Genomic DNA, 16,437 nt, shown 5'->3' with positions numbered 1-16,437 from the left:
CCCGCGGCCCGCGGCGGGCCGCAAGCTGTGCTCGCTTACCTCATCAGGCGGTTGTTCGCCGCCGCAGTGATGCTCGTGGTCGTCGTCCTGGCGGTCTTCTGCATCTTCTTCGTCTTCCCCAAGTGGGCGGGCGTCGACATCGCCAGCAGCTTCGTCGGCAAGCAGGCCGACCCGGCGGCTGTCGAGGCGGTCCGGGCCAAGCTCGGCCTGGACGACCCGGTCTACAGCCAGGTCTGGGAGTTCTTCAAAGGCATCTTCGTGGGCCGCACCTACGTGGGCGGCGGCGACGTCACCCACTGCGCCGCGCCGTGCTTCGGCTACTCCTTCCGCACCGAACAGGCCGTCTGGCCGGTGCTGACCGACCGGTTCCCGGTGACCCTCGGGCTGGCCCTGGGCGCCGCCGTGCTGTGGCTGGTCTTCGGCGTCGCCGCGGGCGTGCTGTCCGCCCTCAAGCGCGGCAGCCTGTGGGACCGCGGCGCGATGGTCGTCGCGCTGGCGGGCGTGTCCCTCCCGATCTACTTCACCGGCCTGCTCTCGCTGGCGATCTTCGCCTACGGACTGGGCTGGATCAACGGCCAGTACGTGCCGGTCGGCGACAGCTTCTCCGGCTGGCTCGGCGGCATGCTCCTGCCGTGGATCACCCTCGCCTTCCTGTACGCGGCCATGTACGCCCGCATCACCCGCGCCACGATGCTGGAGGTGCTCGGCGAGGACTACATCCGCACCGCCCGCGCCAAGGGCCTGAAGGAGCAGGTGGTCATCCGCAAGCACGCCATGCGCTCCACCCTGACGCCCATCCTGACCATGCTCGGCATGGACCTCGGCGCCCTGATCGGCGGCGCGATCCTCACCGAGACCACGTTCAGCCTCCCCGGCCTCGGCCAGAAGGTGCTGGACGCCATCAAGAACCAGGACCTGCCCTTCATCCTGGGCGTCACCCTGATCACCTCCCTGGCGGTGCTCATCGCCAACCTCGTGGTGGACATCCTGTACGCCGTGATCGACCCCCGAGTGAGGCTCGCATGACCGAACTCAGCAAGAGCGGAGCCGCCGTGGGGGAACCCACCACGGCGTCACCCGCCCCGACCGCCTTCCTGGAAGTGCGCGACCTGAAGGTGCACTTCCCGACCGACGACGGCCTGGTGAAGTCCGTCGACGGGCTCAGCTTCCAGCTGGAGAAGGGAAAGACCCTCGGCATCGTGGGCGAGTCCGGCTCCGGCAAGTCGGTGACCTCGCTCGGCATCCTCGGCCTGCACACCGCGGGCCAGTACGGCAAGCGCAGGCCGCAGATCTCCGGCGAGATCTGGCTCAACGGCACCGAGCTGCTGTCCGCCGACCCCGACGAGGTGCGCAAGCTGCGCGGCCGGGAGATGGCGATGATCTTCCAGGACCCGCTGTCCGCGCTGCACCCGTACTACACGATCGGCGCGCAGATCGTGGAGGCGTACCGCCTCCACCACGACGTCTCCAAGAAGGCCGCCCGCCGGCGCGCCATCGAGATGCTGGACCGGGTGGGCATCCCGCAGCCGGACAAGCGGGTGGACAACTACCCGCACGAGTTCTCCGGCGGCATGCGCCAGCGCGCGATGATCGCCATGGCGCTGGTCAACAACCCCGAACTGCTCATCGCCGACGAGCCGACCACCGCGCTGGACGTCACCGTGCAGGCGCAGATCCTCGACCTGATCCGGGATCTGCAGAAGGAGTTCGGCTCCGCGGTCATCATCATCACCCACGACCTGGGCGTCGTCGCCGAACTCGCCGACGACATCCTGGTGATGTACGCCGGCCGCTGCGTGGAGCGCGGCCCCGCCGAGAAGGTGTTCGACGAGCCCCGCCACCCCTACACCTGGGGTCTGCTCGGCTCGATGCCGCGCCTGGACCGCGACCAGCAGGACCGGCTCATCCCCGTCAAGGGATCGCCGCCCTCGCTGATCAACGTCCCCTCCGGCTGCGCCTTCAACCCGCGCTGCCCGTACGCCGACGTCCCCAAGGACAACGTCACCCGTACGGTCCGTCCCGAACTGACCGAGGTCGGCAGCCGCCACTGGGCCGCCTGCCACATGACGCAGGAGCAGCGGGAGCGGATCTGGACCGAAGAGATTGCGCCGAAGCTGTGAGCGAGGACAAAGCCGTGACCACTCCCGCGAAGAGCGACGGTGCCGCCCTCACCAAGGACGCCGCGGACGGCGCGCCTCTGCTGAAGGTGACCGGGCTCAAGAAGCACTTCCCGATCAAGAAGGGGCTCTTCCAGCGTCAGGTCGGCGCCGTGCACGCCGTCGACGGGCTGGACTTCGAGGTGCGCGCCGGGGAGACCCTCGGTGTCGTGGGCGAGTCCGGCTGCGGCAAGTCGACGATGGGCCGGCTGATCACCCGGCTGATGGAGCCCACCTCCGGACGCATCGAGTTCGAGGGCAAGGACATCACGCACCTCGGCGTCGCGGGCATGCGCCCCATGCGCCGCGACGTGCAGATGATCTTTCAGGACCCGTACTCGTCGCTGAACCCGCGCCACACCATCGGCACCATCGTCGGCGCCCCCTTCCGCCTCCAGGGCGTCGAGCCCGAGGGCGGGATCAAGAAGGAGGTGCAGCGGCTGCTGTCGGTGGTCGGGCTCAACCCCGAGCACTACAACCGCTATCCGCACGAGTTCTCCGGCGGCCAGCGCCAGCGCATCGGCATCGCTCGCGCGCTCGCCCTCAAGCCGAAGCTCGTGGTCGCCGACGAGCCGGTCTCCGCGCTGGACGTGTCGATCCAGGCGCAGGTGGTCAACCTGCTGGACGACCTGCAGCAGGAGCTGGGCCTGACCTACGTGATCATCGCGCACGACCTGTCCGTCGTCCGGCACGTCTCGGACCGGATCGCGGTGATGTACCTGGGCAAGATCGTCGAGCTGGCCGACCGGGACGCGCTGTACAAGACGCCGATGCACCCGTACACCAAGGCGCTGATGTCGGCCGTCCCGATCCCGGACCCGCGGCGCAAGAACGCCAAGAGCGAGCGCATCCTGCTCAAGGGCGACGTGCCCTCGCCGATCTCCCCGCCGAGCGGCTGCCGCTTCCACACCCGTTGCTGGAAGGCCACGGAGATCTGCCGCCGCGTCGAGCCGCCGCTGAAGGAGCTGCGCCCCGGCCAGCGGGTGGCCTGCCACCACCCGGAGAACTTCGCCGACCAGGCACCGCACGACACGGTGCTGCTGTCGGCGATGAAGGACGCCGCGGGACGGGGGGCCGAGGACGCCCTGGCGAAGTCCGGCGAGACCTCGGCGGCGGTGAAGGCGGTCACGAAGGAGGACGGCAAGGGGTCCGTCGAGAAGACCGGCAAGGGGTCCGTCGAGAAGACCGGCAAGGGGGCGGGCGGGAAGTCCGTCGAGAAGGTCGGTGAGAAGTCCGGCAAGGAGGCCGGCCAGAAGACCGTCGAGAAGCCGGGTGAGAAGTCCGGCAAGGAGAGCGGCAAGGAGACCGGGAAGAAGACCGGGAAGAAGACCGGAAAGGAAGCCGCCGGGCCGGACGCCGGTGACGCCCCCGTCGCCGTCGACGTGGAGAGGACCGGACCCGCCAGGAAGGCGGACCCGTCCGACGAGGACCAGGGCTCCGGCATGGACCGGGACTCCGGCAGTTCCCAGGACTCCGGCAGCTCCCAGGACTCCGACGACTTCGACGACGACTGACGCGCTGACGCGCCTCGAGGCGCGGCGCCGCGCACCCGGCCGGACGGGAGAGCGCGCGGCCGTCCCGTCCGTGCGGTCCGCCGAGCGGCGCGCGGGCACGGACGGGACGGCCGCACCGGTGCTCTCCCGTCCGGGGTGTCCGGCGGCCACGTAACAATGGGGGGTGCTTCAGCAACTGTTCAGCCCCTCCGTCCAGCACACGCTCGACGTCGTCGGCATCTTCGTGTTCGCCATCTCGGGCGCGCTGCTGGCCGTCCGCAAGAACTTCGACGTCTTCGGCATCGCCGTGCTGGCCGAGGTGACGGCGCTGGGCGGAGGTCTGTTCCGTGATGTGATCATCGGGGCGTTGCCTCCGGCCGCCTTCACCGACCTCGGCTACTTCCTCACCCCGTTGTGCGCCGCGTTGGTGGTCTTCTTCCTGCATCCGCATGTGGAGCGCATCCAGACGGCCGTACTGGTGTTCGATGCGGCCGGGCTGGGACTGTTCTGTGTGACGGGCACCACCAAGGCCTACGACTACGGCCTCGGATTGACCGCGTCCGCGACCCTGGGCCTGGCCACCGCCGTGGGCGGTGGCGTCCTGCGCGACGTCCTCGCCAACGAGGTGCCTTCCCTGCTGCGCTGGGACCGCGACCTGTACGCGGTGCCGGCGATCGTGGGCGCCACCCTGGTGGTGCTGTGCATCCACTACGACATGCTGTCCCCGCTGACCAGTGCGCTGGCCGCCGTCACCGCCTTCGTGATCCGTCTGCTGGCGATGCGTTTCCACTGGCGTGCGCCGCGGGCCTGGAACCGGCGCTCGACCGTGCGGGAGGAGTAGCCGGGACATGCTGCGGGGCGCGGTGCTGCAGCCTGCCGCCGCCAGGCAAAAAGCTACCGCTTAGTAATTTCGTGTTGTACTGTTCAGCCATGTCAGAAGCAGCCTCCGCCCCGGCCGGCCAGGCCGCCATCGGCGACAGCGAGTTCGACCGGGACACCGCCCTGGTCCGGCGTGCCCCCGGCGTCTACGACATCGACCTCTCGGCCGGCTGGTCCATCATCAACGCCGTCAACGGCGGTTATCTGCTGGCCGTCCTGGGTCGTGCGCTCGCGGACGCCCTGCCCCACCCGGACCCGTTCACGATCACGGCCCACTACCTCACCGCCTCCCAGCCCGGGCCGGCCGTGGTGCGCACCGAGGTGGTGCGCACCGGCCGCACCCTGTCCACCGGCCAGGCCTCGCTCTTCCAGTACGACGAGGACGGCCGTGAGGTGGAGCGCATCCGGGTGCTGGCCTCCTACGGCGACCTGGACGCCCTGCCGGACGACGTGCGCACCGCGGCGAAGCCGCCGGCGATGCCGCCGCTGGAGCAGTGCCTCGGACCCGAGGACGGCCCGGCCCCCGTCTCCGGCAGCTCGGCCATCACCGGCCGGCTGATGCTCAAGCTCGATCCGGCCACCGCCGGCTGGGCCGTGGGCCGGCCCTCCGGCAAGGGCGAGATGCGGGCCTGGTTCGGCCTGGCCGACGGCCGCGACGCCGACCCGCTCTCGCTGCTGCTCGCGGTGGACGCGCTGCCGCCGACCGCCTTCGAACTGGGCCTGTCCGGCTGGGTGCCGACCGTGGAGCTGACCGTCCATGTGCGCTGCCGCCCCGCGCCCGGTCCGCTGCGCGTGTCCATCACCACCCGCAATCTGGCCGGCGGCTTCCTGGAGGAGGACGCCGAGGTCTGGGACAGCGCGGACCGGCTGGTGGCCCAGTCCCGGCAGCTCGCCCGGGTCCGGCTGGGCTGAGACGCGCGGTCCGGACGCGTCGCGTGCGGGGTGCGGCCGGCCGTGCCTCGCACGCGACGCCTGTCCGGAGCCCGTGGCGACACGGCTCGATGCGGCTTCAACCGTGCGGATGCGACACGGTCGCGGCCGGACGGATGTGGCGAGGCTGCACCCGTACGGATGTGACGCGGCTGCACCCGTACGGATGTGACGCGGCCTGCGTCGCGCAGAAGCCGCATGCCTCGCCCGGTGCGCCGGCGCCTGCGCCGGCCGCAGGGGAGCCACTCCGCGGCTCCGTCAGTCGAGCCAGTGGCGGCGGCCGATGCTGATCAGGCGCAGCTGCCGCCTGGCCAGCCGGATGACCTGCTCACGGGCGGAGGCGGCCCCGTCCAGCGCCTCCAGGAACAGTGATGCGGTGATCAGCATCTGGTCGACGTAGAGGTGCGCGAGCATCAGCAGGTCCTCCTCGCTCCAGCCCGCCGCCTGCTCGTCCTTGGCCAGCTCCTCCTTCAGTTCGCGGGCGAACCGGGCCAGCTGCTCCCGGATCGCCTCCCGCACCGGCTGGACCCCGCCGTGGCGCTCGCGTGCGATGAACCGCACATGCGCCGCGTGCTCGTGCACATGACCCGCGATCAGGTCCACGGCCCGCGCGATGCGTTCCTCGCTGTCCGCCGCCGGGGACACCGTCGTCCGGATCATCGGATGCAGGCTGCCCAGTGCCTCCTCGACCAGGGCCACGCCGAGATCCGCGATGGAGCGGAAGTGCCGGTAGAAGGCGGTCGGGGCGACGCCGACGGCCCGGGTGACCTCGCGCAGGCCCAGGCTGCTCAGGCTCTGTTCCTCCAGCAGGGCCAGCGCCGCGTCCAGCAGGGCCTGACGGGTCCTGAGCTTCTGGGCCTGCCGGACGCCGAGGGTGTGACTCATGCCATGCAGTTAACAACTGTTCTCTGGAATTTCCAAGGGAGGTGTGACGCTAGACTCAGTAGTCAGTGAACAACTGTTACCGCAGCGTTCGTCCCCGCGAACGCCCAAGGGGGACCACCACATGCTGTTCCTCGTCGCCGCACTGCTGCTGCTCGGCGTCGTCCTGGGCACCGTCGCCCACGCGCCGCTCGGTTTCACCGTCATCGCCGCCGCCGTGATCGCCGTCTGGCTCGGCATCTTCGGCCTGCGTGAGCGCCACTCCCGCAGGCGCGGCACCTCCCACTGACGCCGGCCCGCCGCCGACGGCGGCCCGCCGCGCACCCACCGTCCGAGAAGTCCGAGAACAGCCGGGAGCCCGTCCATGCATCTGACCGCACCGGCCACGCGCCGCACCGCCGCCCGGGATGCCGACGGCATGGCCGTCGCCTCCTTCATCCTGGGCCTGGTCGGCGTGCTGGTCCTCAACCTCTTCCTGGGTCCCGTCGCCATCGTGCTGGCCTGCGTCGCCCTGCGGCGCGGCACCACGCGTCGCGGCCGCGCCCTGCTCGGTCTCGCCCTCGGCATCGCCGACCTCGTCGTCCTGTTCGCCTTCATGCAGGTCGACCACACGGTGTCCTGGAGCTTCTGAGTCCTCCCGGCACCGCCCCGCGGGCCGCCCCTGCGCACGGGGACGGGCGGCGATATGGCGCGACCGCGATCCCGGTTCCGGGGCGGGCGCACCGTAGAATCGGCCCCACCATGGCTTACCTCGACCACGCCGCGACCACCCCGATGCTCCCGGAAGCGGCGCAGGCGCTGACCGCCGCGCTGGGCGTGACCGGCAACGCCTCCTCCCTGCACGCATCCGGCCGTCGCGCCCGCCGCACGGTCGAGGAGTCCCGCGAGACCCTCGCCGAGGCCCTCGGTGCCCGGCCCAGCGAGATCGTCTTCACCTCCGGCGGTACCGAGGCCGACAATCTCGCCGTCAAGGGCCTGTACTGGTCACGCCGCGCCGCCGACCCGGCCCGCACCCGGGTGCTGTCCAGCCCGGTGGAACACCACGCCGTCCTCGACGCCGTGCACTGGCTGGGCGAGCACGAGGGCGCCACCGTCGAGTACCTGCCCGTCGACCGCTACGGGCGCGTCCACCCCGACGCCCTGCGCGAGGCCGTCGAGCGCAACCCCGACGACGTGGCCCTGATCACCGTCATGTGGGCGAACAACGAGATCGGCACCGTGCTGCCGATCCGTGAACTCGTCGACGTGGCCGCCGAGTTCGGTATCCCCGTGCACTCCGACGCGGTCCAGGCCTTCGGGCAGATCCCGGTCGACTTCGCCGCCTCCGGCCTGGCCGCGATGACCGTGTCCGCGCACAAGATCGGCGGACCGTACGGCATCGGCGCCCTCGTCCTCGGCCGCGAGCACACCCCGGTGCCCGTGCTGCACGGCGGCGGCCAGGAACGGCATGTGCGCTCCGGCACGATCGACGTCCCCGCCGTCGCCTCCTTCGCGGTGGCCGGCCGGCTCGCCGCCGAGCGGCGCGAGGACTTCGCCCGGGAGATCGGCGCCCTGCGCGACGACCTCATCACCGCCGTCCGTGCCGCCGTGCCCGACGCCGTCCTCGGCGGCGACCCGTCCCCCGAGGGACGCCTCCCGGCCAACGCGCACTTCACCTTCCCCGGCTGCGAGGGCGACTCCCTGCTGCTCCTGCTGGACGCCCAGGGCATCGAGTGCTCCACCGGCTCGGCCTGCACCGCCGGCGTCGCCCAGCCCAGCCACGTCCTGCTCGCCACCGGCGCCGACCCGGACCTGGCGCGCGGCACCCTGCGCTTCTCCCTCGGCCACACCTCCACACGACAGGACGTCGAGGCGGTCGCCAAGGCCATCGGCCCGGCGGTGGAACGGGCCCGGGCCGCGGGCCTGACCTGATCCTCAGGCCATCGCCTGCCGCACCAGCCGCATGTACCGGTCCCAGTCCCAGTACCGTCCCGGATCGGTGTGGTCGGCGCCCGGCACCTCGGAGTGGCCGACGATGTGCTCACGGTCGACGGGTATGCCGTACCGCGTGCACACCCCGGCCGTCAGCCGCGCCGAGGCCGCGTACATCGCGTCGGTGAAGGACGAGGCCCGCTCGACGAAACCCTCGTGCTCGATGCCGACGCTGCGCTCGTTGACCTCCCGGTTCCCGGCGTGGAACGCGACGTCCAGCTCGCGGATCATCTGGGTGATATGGCCGTCGCCGCCCACGATGTAGTGGGCGGCGGCCTGGTGCGCCGGGTCCTGGAACGCCTTCACCGCGCTGGACCGGCTGCCCTGGGTGACATGGACGACGACCATGTCGATCCGGTAGTCGTCCGGGCGGTCCGCCCGCCGGTAGTTCGCCGGGGAGGCCGCCAGCCACTGCGCACCGCGGAAGTCCACCGCGCCCGCCACCCGCGGCCGCTGCGCACCCGGCAGCTTCCACCACAGCCGTTCCAGCCGCTCGCGCTCCAGCGCGGCCGTGCCCGCGATCACCGCCGTCGCCACACCTCCGACGATCAGCGCCCGCCGGGACGGCCCCCGCCGTGCGCCGGCCCGGCTTCCTTCCGCGCGCGTGTCGTCCCGGCTCTCTCCCGTGCGCGTGCCGCTCTGGTTCTCCCCCATGCGCTGGGAAACGGATATCCGGCGTCCGCTGTTCCCGCGCACCCGTACCCTGAAAGGGCTATGACTGACACCCCGCAGCGCACCCGCCCCCTCCGCGTCCTCGCAGCCATGTCGGGCGGCGTCGACTCCGCCGTCGCCGCGGCCCGCGCCGTCGACGCGGGCCACGACGTCACGGGCGTGCATCTCGCGCTCTCCGCCAACCCGCAATCCTTCCGCACCGGCGCGCGGGGCTGCTGCACCATCGAGGACTCCCGCGACGCCCGCCGCGCCGCGGACGTCATCGGCATCCCCTTCTACGTCTGGGACCTCGCCGACCGCTTCCGCGAGGACGTGGTCGAGAACTTCGTCGCCGAGTACGAGGCCGGCCGCACCCCCAACCCGTGCCTGCGCTGCAACGAGAAGATCAAGTTCGCCGCGCTGCTGGACAAGGCGCTCGCTCTGGGCTTCGACGCGGTGTGCACCGGCCACTACGCGAAGATCGTCACCCGCCCCGACGGCACCCGCGAGCTGCACCGCGCCTCCGACCTCGCCAAGGACCAGTCGTACGTCCTCGGCGTGCTCGACGACCAGCAGCTCGCGCACGCGATGTTCCCGCTCGGCGACACCGCCACCACCAAGGAGGAGATCCGCGCCGAGGCCGAGCGGCGCGGGCTCGCGGTGGCCAAGAAGCCCGACTCGCACGACATCTGCTTCATCGCCGACGGCGACACCCGGGGCTTCCTCGCCCGGCGGCTCGGTACCGCCGAGGGCGACATCGTCGACGAGGCCGGCAACAAGCTGGGCACCCATCAGGGCGCCTACGGCTTCACCATCGGCCAGCGCAAGGGCCTGCGGATCGGCACCCCGGCCCCCGACGGCAAGCCCCGCTACGTCCTGGACATCTCCCCGGTCACCAACACTGTCACGGTCGGCCCCGCCTCGGCCCTGGACGTGGAGGCCCTCACCGCGATCCGGCCCCGCTGGTGCGGCACCGCCCCCGCGGGCCCCGGCACCTACACCGCCCAGCTGCGCGCCCACGGCGGCGAGACCGAGGTCACCGCGGAGCTGGTCGGCGACGAACTGCGGGTGACCTTCACCGAGCCGGTCCGCGGCGTCGCTCCCGGCCAGGCCATCGTGCTCTACGACGGCACCCGCGTGGTGGGCTCGGCGACGATCGCGACGACCCGGCGGGTCGCGGCGGCCTCCGCCTGAGCGGACGTCCGGAGCCCGGGCGTGCCGCTCCGGTGGCGCGGCACGACCCCTGAGCACCCGGGCCGCGCAGGGGCGGCTGTGCCGCTCAGGCCGTGAAGAACTCCGCCAGCACCGGGGCCAGCATCTCCGGCTCGACCGCGTGGCTCTGGCCCTCGACGACCCGGTAGGTGCCCTGCGGGACCGCCTCGGCCACCTGGCGGGTCGCCGTGCGCATCCACGGCGGGCTGGCACCGCCCGCGACGGCCAGCACCGGCACGCCGACCGAGGCGAGCAGGTCCCGCGGGACCGGGCCGTCGCCCAGCACGGCGTCGTCGTGGGCCAGCGTCGGCGCCAGCGCCTCCAGACCGCGCCACATGGGGGAGCGGCGCGCGTTGGCGATCATCTGCTCGGCCAGCCCGGTGAGCCGCAGGAACAGCTCCACCGCGTCCCCGCGCCGGCCCTCGGCCAGCGCCCGGTTCAGGTTCTCGGTGTACGCGGCGCGCTCCGGCAGCCGGTCCGGGCGGACCTCGTACGGCGGCTCGTACACCGCCACCCGCGGCACCTCAAGGCCGGCCGCCACCGCGCGCAGCACCAGCGCACCACCGGACGACATGCCGAACAGCGCCGCGTCGCCGCCCACCGCACGGACCACGGCCGCGAGGTCCTCCACCTCGCGCTCCACCGCGTACGGCGGTGTGTCACCGCTCTCCCCGCGGCCGCGGCGGTCGTACACCACCGCGCTGCACCGGTGGGACAGCGCGGCGGCGAGCGGCGCGGCCGTCGCCCCCGTCGACATCGCACCGCTCACGAGGACGACCACCGGGCCCTGGCCGGTGCGCTGGTAGGCGATCGGGGTGCCGTCACGCGAGATGGTCTTTTTGTCCATGAAGGTGAAGACTGCCACGGCATGACCATCTCACCGGGGCACAACACCGCCGAGGGTCACACCACCTCGGTGTCGTAGAAACACAGATGGTCCTTGAGCGCCGCCACGTCCGGCTTGGGGTCGGGGTACGCCCACGCCAGGTCGGGCGCGTCCGGCAGGGACCAGTAGGACGCGGTGCCCTTGTAGGGGCAGTAGGTGTGCGTCACGGAAGGGGTCAACAGGTCGAGGCGCACGTCGTCGCGGGGCAGGTAGTAGCGCGGAGGACAGCCGGTCTCGCGCAGCACCAGCGGGCGGCGGCTGTCCGCCAGCACCTGCCCGTCGTGGACCACGCGCACATGCGCGTCGCTCTGCTCGATGCTGATCGTGTGTCCTTGGGCCATACCAGGACAGCACCCGACAGCGCGCGGTTCTTCCCGCGCTCCGCCTCCCGGCCTCCGCCCCCTCCCGAGCCCCGCTTCTTCGGCCCGTGGCCGAGCTCTTCCTCCGTGGCCCCGCCGCCCACCGCGCCCGTGCCGTTCCGGCCGCACGCGCGCTGCCTTTCCGTCACCGCCGCAGGGAGGCGACCGGCACAGGACACCGCGCCGCTAGGGTGAGGCGGGTGAACATCTGCGTCTTCCTCTCCGCCGCCGACCTCGACGACCGCTACACCCGCCCCGCCCGGGAGTTCGCCCGCCTGCTCGGCAAGGGCGGCCACACCCTGGTCTGGGGCGGCTCCGACACGGGCCTGATGAAGGTGGTCGCGGACGGCGTGGAGGAGGCCGGCGGCCGCCTCGTCGGCGTGTCCGTGGACTTCCTGTCCGCGATGGCCCGCCCCGGAGCCGACGAGATGGTGATCGCCCGCGACCTCGCCGAACGCAAGAAGCTGCTGCTGCAGAAGGCCGACGCGGTGGTCGTCATGGTCGGCGGCACGGGAACGCTGGACGAGGCCACCGAGATCATCGAGCTGAAGAAGCACGGGCAGACCGACAAGCCGGTGGTGCTGCTGAACACGGCCGGGTACTACGACGGCCTGCGCGAGCAGTTCCGCCGCATGGAGGAGGAAGGCTTCCTGCCGCGGCCGCTGAGCGAGCTGGTGCACTTCGCCGACGAGCCCGCGGCCGCGCTGGCCCATCTGGAGGAGTCGGTCGCCGGCCGCTGAGCAGCGGGTGCGAGCATGGCGGGCATGGCTACACATGTGATCACCGGCGCCGGATCCGGCATCGGCGCGGCCGTCACCCGCCGCCTGCACGCGCGCGGGGACCGGCTCGTGCTCCACGCGCGCGACGCGGGCCGCGCGAAGGAACTGGCCGCTGAGTTCCCCGGCGCCGAGACGCTGGTCGGCGACCTGGCCGACCCCGGGGCGCTGAGCGAGGCCCTGTCCCAGCAGACCCTGCCGGACCAGGTGGACTCCCTGCTGCACATCGCGGGCGTGGTCGACCTCGGCCCGGTCGGCGAGCTGAGCGGGCAGGCCTGGCGCCGGCAGCTCGACGTCAACCTGCTCGCCCCGGCGGAGCTGACCCGCCTGTTCCTGCCCCGGCTGCGGGCCGCGCGCGGCCACGTGGTCTTCGTCAACTCCGGGGCCGGCCTCAGCGCCCACGCCGGCTGGTCGGCGTACGCCGCCTCCAAGCACGGCCTGAAGGCGCTGGCCGACGCCCTGCGCGAGGAGGAACACGGCAACGGGGTGCGGGTCACCACCGTCTACCCGGGCCGCACCGCCAGCCCCATGCAGGCCAAGGTCCACCAGCAGGAGGGCAAGGAGTACGACCCGTCCCGCTGGATCGACCCCGAGTCCGTGGCCACGACCGTCCTCATGGCCCTCGACCTGCCCCGCGACGCGGAGGTCACCGACCTGTCGGTCCGCCCGGGCCGCTGAACCCGGACCCCGCCCGGGACGCCGAGAACACGCCACACCCGGCCGCCGCACCCGGCACCCCGCGCCGCGGGCGCGCGGCCGGGGGGCGGCGGGCGCGCCGGACCACCCCGCCGGCGGCATACGCTTCTCGGGTGAGCGACAACAGCCAGTTCAGCTTCGGTGCCGCCACCGGAGTCGGGTCGATGCCCGGCGAGGACGTCCGCGAGGCCGTCAAGATCGTCACCGGCACCTTCGAGGACTTCCCCTTCCTGCCCGAGCTGCCCGCCCGGGGGCCCGGCGCCGACATGATCGGCCGGACGGCCGGGATGCTCGTCGAGCTGTACGCACGCGTCGAGCCCAGCGGCTGGCGGATCGGCGACCGGCCCGGCCGCGACACCCGGCGGGCCCGGTCCTGGCTGCGCGAGGACCTCGACGCCCTGGAGGAGTTCACCCAGGGCTACGAGGGCGCGCTGAAGGTGCAGGCGGTCGGCCCGTGGACGCTCGCCGCCCAGCTGGAGCTGAAGAACGGCGAGGCCGCCCTGTCCGACCCCGGCGCCTGCCGGGACCTGGTCGCCTCCCTCGCCGAGGGCCTGCGCCTGCACCTGGCCGAGGTGGCCCGCCGGGTGCCCGGCGCCCGGATCGTCCTCCAGCTCGACGAGCCCTCGTTGACCGCGGTGCTGCGCGGCCGGGTGCCCACCGCCAGCGGCTACCGCACCCACCGGGCCGTGGACCGGCAGATCGTCGAAGCCGGCCTGCGCGAGGTCATGGCCGCGCACGACGGCGGGCCCGTCGTCGTCCACTCCTGCGCGCCCGAGGTGCCCGTCGCACTGCTGCGGCGGGCCGGCGCGGCCGGGATCTCCCTCGACTTCTCGTTGCTCACCGAGCGTGACGACGAGGCGATCGGAGAGGCCGTGGAGGGCGGCACCCGGCTGCTCGCCGGTGTCGTCGCGGGCACCGACGGCCCGTTGTCGGACCCTGCCGGTAGCGTCATGGGTGTCAGAACGCTGTGGCGCAGGCTGGGGCTGCAACCAGGGCTTCTCGCCCAGGCCGTCACCGTCGCCCCGGCGTGCGGGCTCGCGGGCGCATCCCCCGCGTACGCACGCCGGGCGCTCGCCCACTGCGTCCGGGCGGCGAGATCCCTCGCGGACAACCCAGAGTAACGGGAGGACAACACGGTGGCCGGCGACGAACAGCAGGCTGAGACGGCGGTGCCCGCCGAGGCCCGGGAGAAGCACGCACAGCTGGCGGAACAGGTCGAGGAGCACCGCTTCCGGTACTACGTCAAGGACGCTCCCGTCATCTCCGACGCCGAGTTCGACCAGCTCCTGCGGTCCCTGGAACAACTGGAGGAGCAGTACCCGGAGCTGCGCACGCCCGACTCGCCGACCCAGAAGGTCGCCGGGGCGTACGAGACGGAGTTCACCGCGGTCGAGCACCGCGAGCGGATGCTGTCCCTGGACAACACCTTCAACGACGACGAGCTCGCCGCCTGGGCCGACCGCATCGCCCGGGAACTGGGCGACCAGGACTACCACTTCCTGTGCGAGCTGAAGGTCGACGGTCTCGCCGTCAACCTCACCTACGAGCACGGCCGGCTCGTCCGCGCCGCCACCCGCGGCGACGGCCGCACCGGTGAGGACATCACCCCCAACGTCCGCACCATCGCGGAGATTCCCGACCGGCTGCGCGGCGACGACGTCCCCGACCTGGTGGAGATCCGCGGCGAGGTCTACTTCCCGATGGAGAAGTTCCTCGAGCTGAACGAGCGTCTGGTGGCCGCCGGGGACAAACCGTTCGCCAACCCGCGCAACGCCGCGGCCGGCTCCCTGCGCCAGAAGGACCCGCGGGTCACCGCCACCCGCCCGCTGCACATGGTGGTCCACGGCATCGGCGCCCTGGAGGGCTACAGCGGGCTCACCCGTCTGTCGCAGGCCTACGAGCTGCTGCACGACTGGGGCCTGCCCACCTCCCCGCACAACCGGGTCGTCGACGACCTCGCCGGCGTGCGGGAGTTCATCGCCCACTACGGCGAGAACCGGCACTCGGTCGAGCACGAGATCGACGGCGTGGTCGTCAAGCTCGACGAGATCCGGCTCCAGGGCCGTCTGGGCACCACCGCACGCGCACCCCGCTGGGCGATCGCCTACAAGTACGCGCCGGAGGAGGTCAACACCAAGCTCATCGACATCAAGGTCGGCGTCGGCCGCACCGGCCGGGTCACGCCCTACGCCCAGGTCGAACCGGTCACGGTGGCCGGCAGCGAGGTCGAGTTCGCCACCTTGCACAACCAGGACGTCGTCAAGGCCAAGGGCGTCCTCATCGGCGACACCGTGGTGCTGCGCAAGGCCGGTGACGTCATCCCGGAGATCCTCGGCCCGGTCGTGGACCTGCGCGACGGCTCCGAGCGGGAGTTCGTCATGCCGACCGAGTGCCCCGAGTGCGGCACCCCGCTGCGCCCCATGAAAGAGGGCGACGTCGACCTGCGGTGCCCCAACGCCCGTGCGTGCCCTGCCCAGTTGCGCGAGCGGGTGTCCTACCTGGCGGGCCGCGAGTGCCTGGACATCGAGCACTTCGGCGAGGTGGCCGCCGCCGCCCTCACCCGCCCGCTGGAGCCCGCCGATCCGCCGCTCGTCGACGAGGGCGACCTGTTCGACCTGACGGTGGAGAAGCTGCTGCCCATCAAGGCCCACGTCCTCGACCCGGACAGCGGCCTGCCCAAGCGGGACCCGAAGACGGGCGAGCCCAAGGTCGTCCGGGTCTTCGCCAACCAGAAGGGCGAGCCGAAGAAGAACACCCTGGCCCTGCTGCGGAACATCGAGGCGGCCAAGAAGCGCCCGCTGGCCCGCTTCCTCAACGGCCTGTCCATCCGGCACGTCGGCCCGGTGGCGGCCCAGGCACTGGCCCGCGAGTTCCGCTCCCTCGACCGCATCGAGCAGGCGAGCGAGGAGGAACTGGCCCGCATTGAGGGGGTCGGCTCCGTCATCGCCCGCGCCGTCAAGGAGTGGTTCGCCGAGGACTGGCATCGCGAGATCATCCGCAAGTGGAAGGCCGCCGGCGTCCCGCTGGAGGACGAGACCACCGGCGAGGAGGAGGGCCCGCGGCCCCTGGAGGGGCTCACCGTGGTGGTCACCGGCACGCTGGAGCACTACACCCGGGACGCCGCCAAGGAGGCGCTGCTGAGCCGCGGCGCCAAGGTGACCGGCTCGGTGTCGAAGAAGACCTCCTTCGTGGTGGTGGGGGAGAACCCCGGCTCGAAGTACGACAAGGCCGTGCAGTTGAAGGTGCCGGTGCTCGACGAGGCCGGATTCGCCGTGCTGTTGGAGCAGGGACCCGAGGCGGCGGCCCAGGCCGCGCAAACGCCCGGCCAGTAGCGGTCGAAGGCCACCCGTACGGCGCATACCAGGTGCATACGGGTGGCCCGGGCGCATTCGGGCAACCGCCGACGACCGCTGCCCTGAACGGCCTTGAGCGGCCTACTGTTGAGGGGTGCGCCTGCCGCTCCCGGCTGCGGCCGGGGCATCCCCGTGCTCCCGCTCGGGCACGGGGGAGTTGGGCGGCGCGGTGCCCCGCGACATCGCCGGGCAC

Annotated in this window: 17 protein-coding genes; 13 read left to right on the top strand and 4 right to left on the bottom strand. The window is 72.3% G+C overall.

Annotated elements, in window-relative coordinates:
• Window positions 1-27: 27 nt before the first annotated feature.
• From OG899_RS07275 to OG899_RS07255, 5 genes are all read left to right on the top strand, one after another.
• Window positions 28-1,026 carry an ABC transporter permease gene (locus OG899_RS07275; RefSeq protein WP_168131251.1) on the top strand — a complete coding sequence of 333 codons (999 nt, stop codon included), beginning with the start codon at window positions 28-30 and terminating at the stop codon, window positions 1,024-1,026.
• Entirely contained in the window at window positions 1,023-2,120 is a 1,098-nt protein-coding gene (locus tag OG899_RS07270) for an ABC transporter ATP-binding protein (RefSeq protein ID WP_125496221.1), read from the top strand. Before OG899_RS07275 ends, OG899_RS07270 begins: the two co-directional genes overlap by 4 nt.
• A 14-nt stretch (window positions 2,121-2,134) precedes the next feature.
• The gene (locus OG899_RS07265; protein ID WP_373296692.1) at window positions 2,135-3,670 is read left to right on the top strand and encodes an ABC transporter ATP-binding protein; all 1,536 of its coding nucleotides are present in this window, start codon (window positions 2,135-2,137) and stop codon (window positions 3,668-3,670) included.
• 163 nt (window positions 3,671-3,833) lie between these two features.
• Window positions 3,834-4,490, top strand: coding sequence for a trimeric intracellular cation channel family protein (locus tag OG899_RS07260; protein WP_125496220.1), 657 nt, complete (start codon window positions 3,834-3,836; stop codon window positions 4,488-4,490).
• Between the two features lie 89 nt (window positions 4,491-4,579).
• On the top strand, window positions 4,580-5,440 hold the full coding sequence (locus OG899_RS07255) for a thioesterase family protein (RefSeq protein ID WP_125496219.1): 861 nt from the start codon (window positions 4,580-4,582) through the stop codon (window positions 5,438-5,440).
• A 276-nt stretch (window positions 5,441-5,716) separates the two neighbouring features.
• Here the strand turns inward: OG899_RS07255 and OG899_RS07250 are convergent, their stop codons facing one another.
• On the bottom strand, window positions 5,717-6,343 hold the full coding sequence (locus OG899_RS07250; protein WP_168131252.1) for a TetR family transcriptional regulator: 627 nt from the start codon (window positions 6,341-6,343) through the stop codon (window positions 5,717-5,719).
• A 121-nt stretch (window positions 6,344-6,464) separates the two neighbouring features.
• On the opposite strand from OG899_RS07250, the gene OG899_RS07245 reads away from it, so the two are divergent.
• The 3 genes from OG899_RS07245 (at window position 6,465) to OG899_RS07235 (ending at window position 8,251) form a co-directional block, all read left to right on the top strand.
• On the top strand, window positions 6,465-6,629 hold the full coding sequence (locus OG899_RS07245; protein ID WP_125496217.1) for a hypothetical protein: 165 nt from the start codon (window positions 6,465-6,467) through the stop codon (window positions 6,627-6,629).
• A gap of 75 nt (window positions 6,630-6,704) precedes the next feature.
• Entirely contained in the window at window positions 6,705-6,971 is a 267-nt protein-coding gene (locus tag OG899_RS07240) for a DUF4190 domain-containing protein (protein WP_125496216.1), read from the top strand.
• Window positions 6,972-7,081: 110 nt separating this feature from the next.
• Complete coding sequence (locus tag OG899_RS07235; protein ID WP_125496215.1) at window positions 7,082-8,251, top strand: cysteine desulfurase family protein; 1,170 nt, start codon at window positions 7,082-7,084, stop codon at window positions 8,249-8,251.
• Window positions 8,252-8,254: 3 nt separating this feature from the next.
• Here the strand turns inward: OG899_RS07235 and OG899_RS07230 are convergent, their stop codons facing one another.
• A complete protein-coding gene (locus tag OG899_RS07230; RefSeq protein ID WP_168131253.1) occupies window positions 8,255-8,965 on the bottom strand; it encodes an N-acetylmuramoyl-L-alanine amidase in 711 nt (236 codons plus the stop codon).
• Between the two features lie 60 nt (window positions 8,966-9,025).
• On the opposite strand from OG899_RS07230, the gene mnmA reads away from it, so the two are divergent.
• Entirely contained in the window at window positions 9,026-10,156 is a 1,131-nt protein-coding gene (gene mnmA / locus OG899_RS07225; protein ID WP_125496213.1) for a tRNA 2-thiouridine(34) synthase MnmA, read from the top strand.
• An 85-nt stretch (window positions 10,157-10,241) separates the two neighbouring features.
• Here the strand turns inward: mnmA and OG899_RS07220 are convergent, their stop codons facing one another.
• Window positions 10,242-11,021: an alpha/beta fold hydrolase gene (locus tag OG899_RS07220; protein ID WP_168131297.1), complete on the bottom strand. Its 780-nt coding sequence runs from the start codon at window positions 11,019-11,021 to the stop codon at window positions 10,242-10,244.
• Between the two features lie 56 nt (window positions 11,022-11,077).
• Window positions 11,078-11,401, bottom strand: a complete 324-nt coding sequence (locus OG899_RS07215) for a DUF427 domain-containing protein (RefSeq protein WP_125496212.1) — start codon at window positions 11,399-11,401, stop codon at window positions 11,078-11,080.
• Window positions 11,402-11,619: 218 nt separating this feature from the next.
• On the opposite strand from OG899_RS07215, the gene OG899_RS07210 reads away from it, so the two are divergent.
• From OG899_RS07210 to ligA, 4 genes are all read left to right on the top strand, one after another.
• Window positions 11,620-12,159 (top strand): TIGR00730 family Rossman fold protein, encoded by a 540-nt coding sequence (locus OG899_RS07210; RefSeq protein ID WP_125496211.1) that lies wholly within the window; start codon window positions 11,620-11,622, stop codon window positions 12,157-12,159.
• 24 nt (window positions 12,160-12,183) lie between these two features.
• A complete protein-coding gene (locus OG899_RS07205) occupies window positions 12,184-12,873 on the top strand; it encodes an SDR family oxidoreductase (protein WP_168131254.1) in 690 nt (229 codons plus the stop codon).
• A 131-nt stretch (window positions 12,874-13,004) separates the two neighbouring features.
• Entirely contained in the window at window positions 13,005-14,012 is a 1,008-nt protein-coding gene (locus tag OG899_RS07200) for a methionine synthase (RefSeq protein WP_168131255.1), read from the top strand.
• Window positions 14,013-14,027: 15 nt separating this feature from the next.
• Window positions 14,028-16,223 carry an NAD-dependent DNA ligase LigA gene (gene ligA, locus OG899_RS07195; RefSeq protein WP_125496208.1) on the top strand — a complete coding sequence of 732 codons (2,196 nt, stop codon included), beginning with the start codon at window positions 14,028-14,030 and terminating at the stop codon, window positions 16,221-16,223.
• Window positions 16,224-16,437 lie beyond the last annotated feature (214 nt).

This window comes from Streptomyces thermoviolaceus (assembly GCF_045209695.1).
GTDB classification, from domain to species: domain Bacteria; phylum Actinomycetota; class Actinomycetes; order Streptomycetales; family Streptomycetaceae; genus Streptomyces; species Streptomyces thermoviolaceus.
This window is presented reverse-complemented; position numbering and strand designations above follow the sequence as displayed.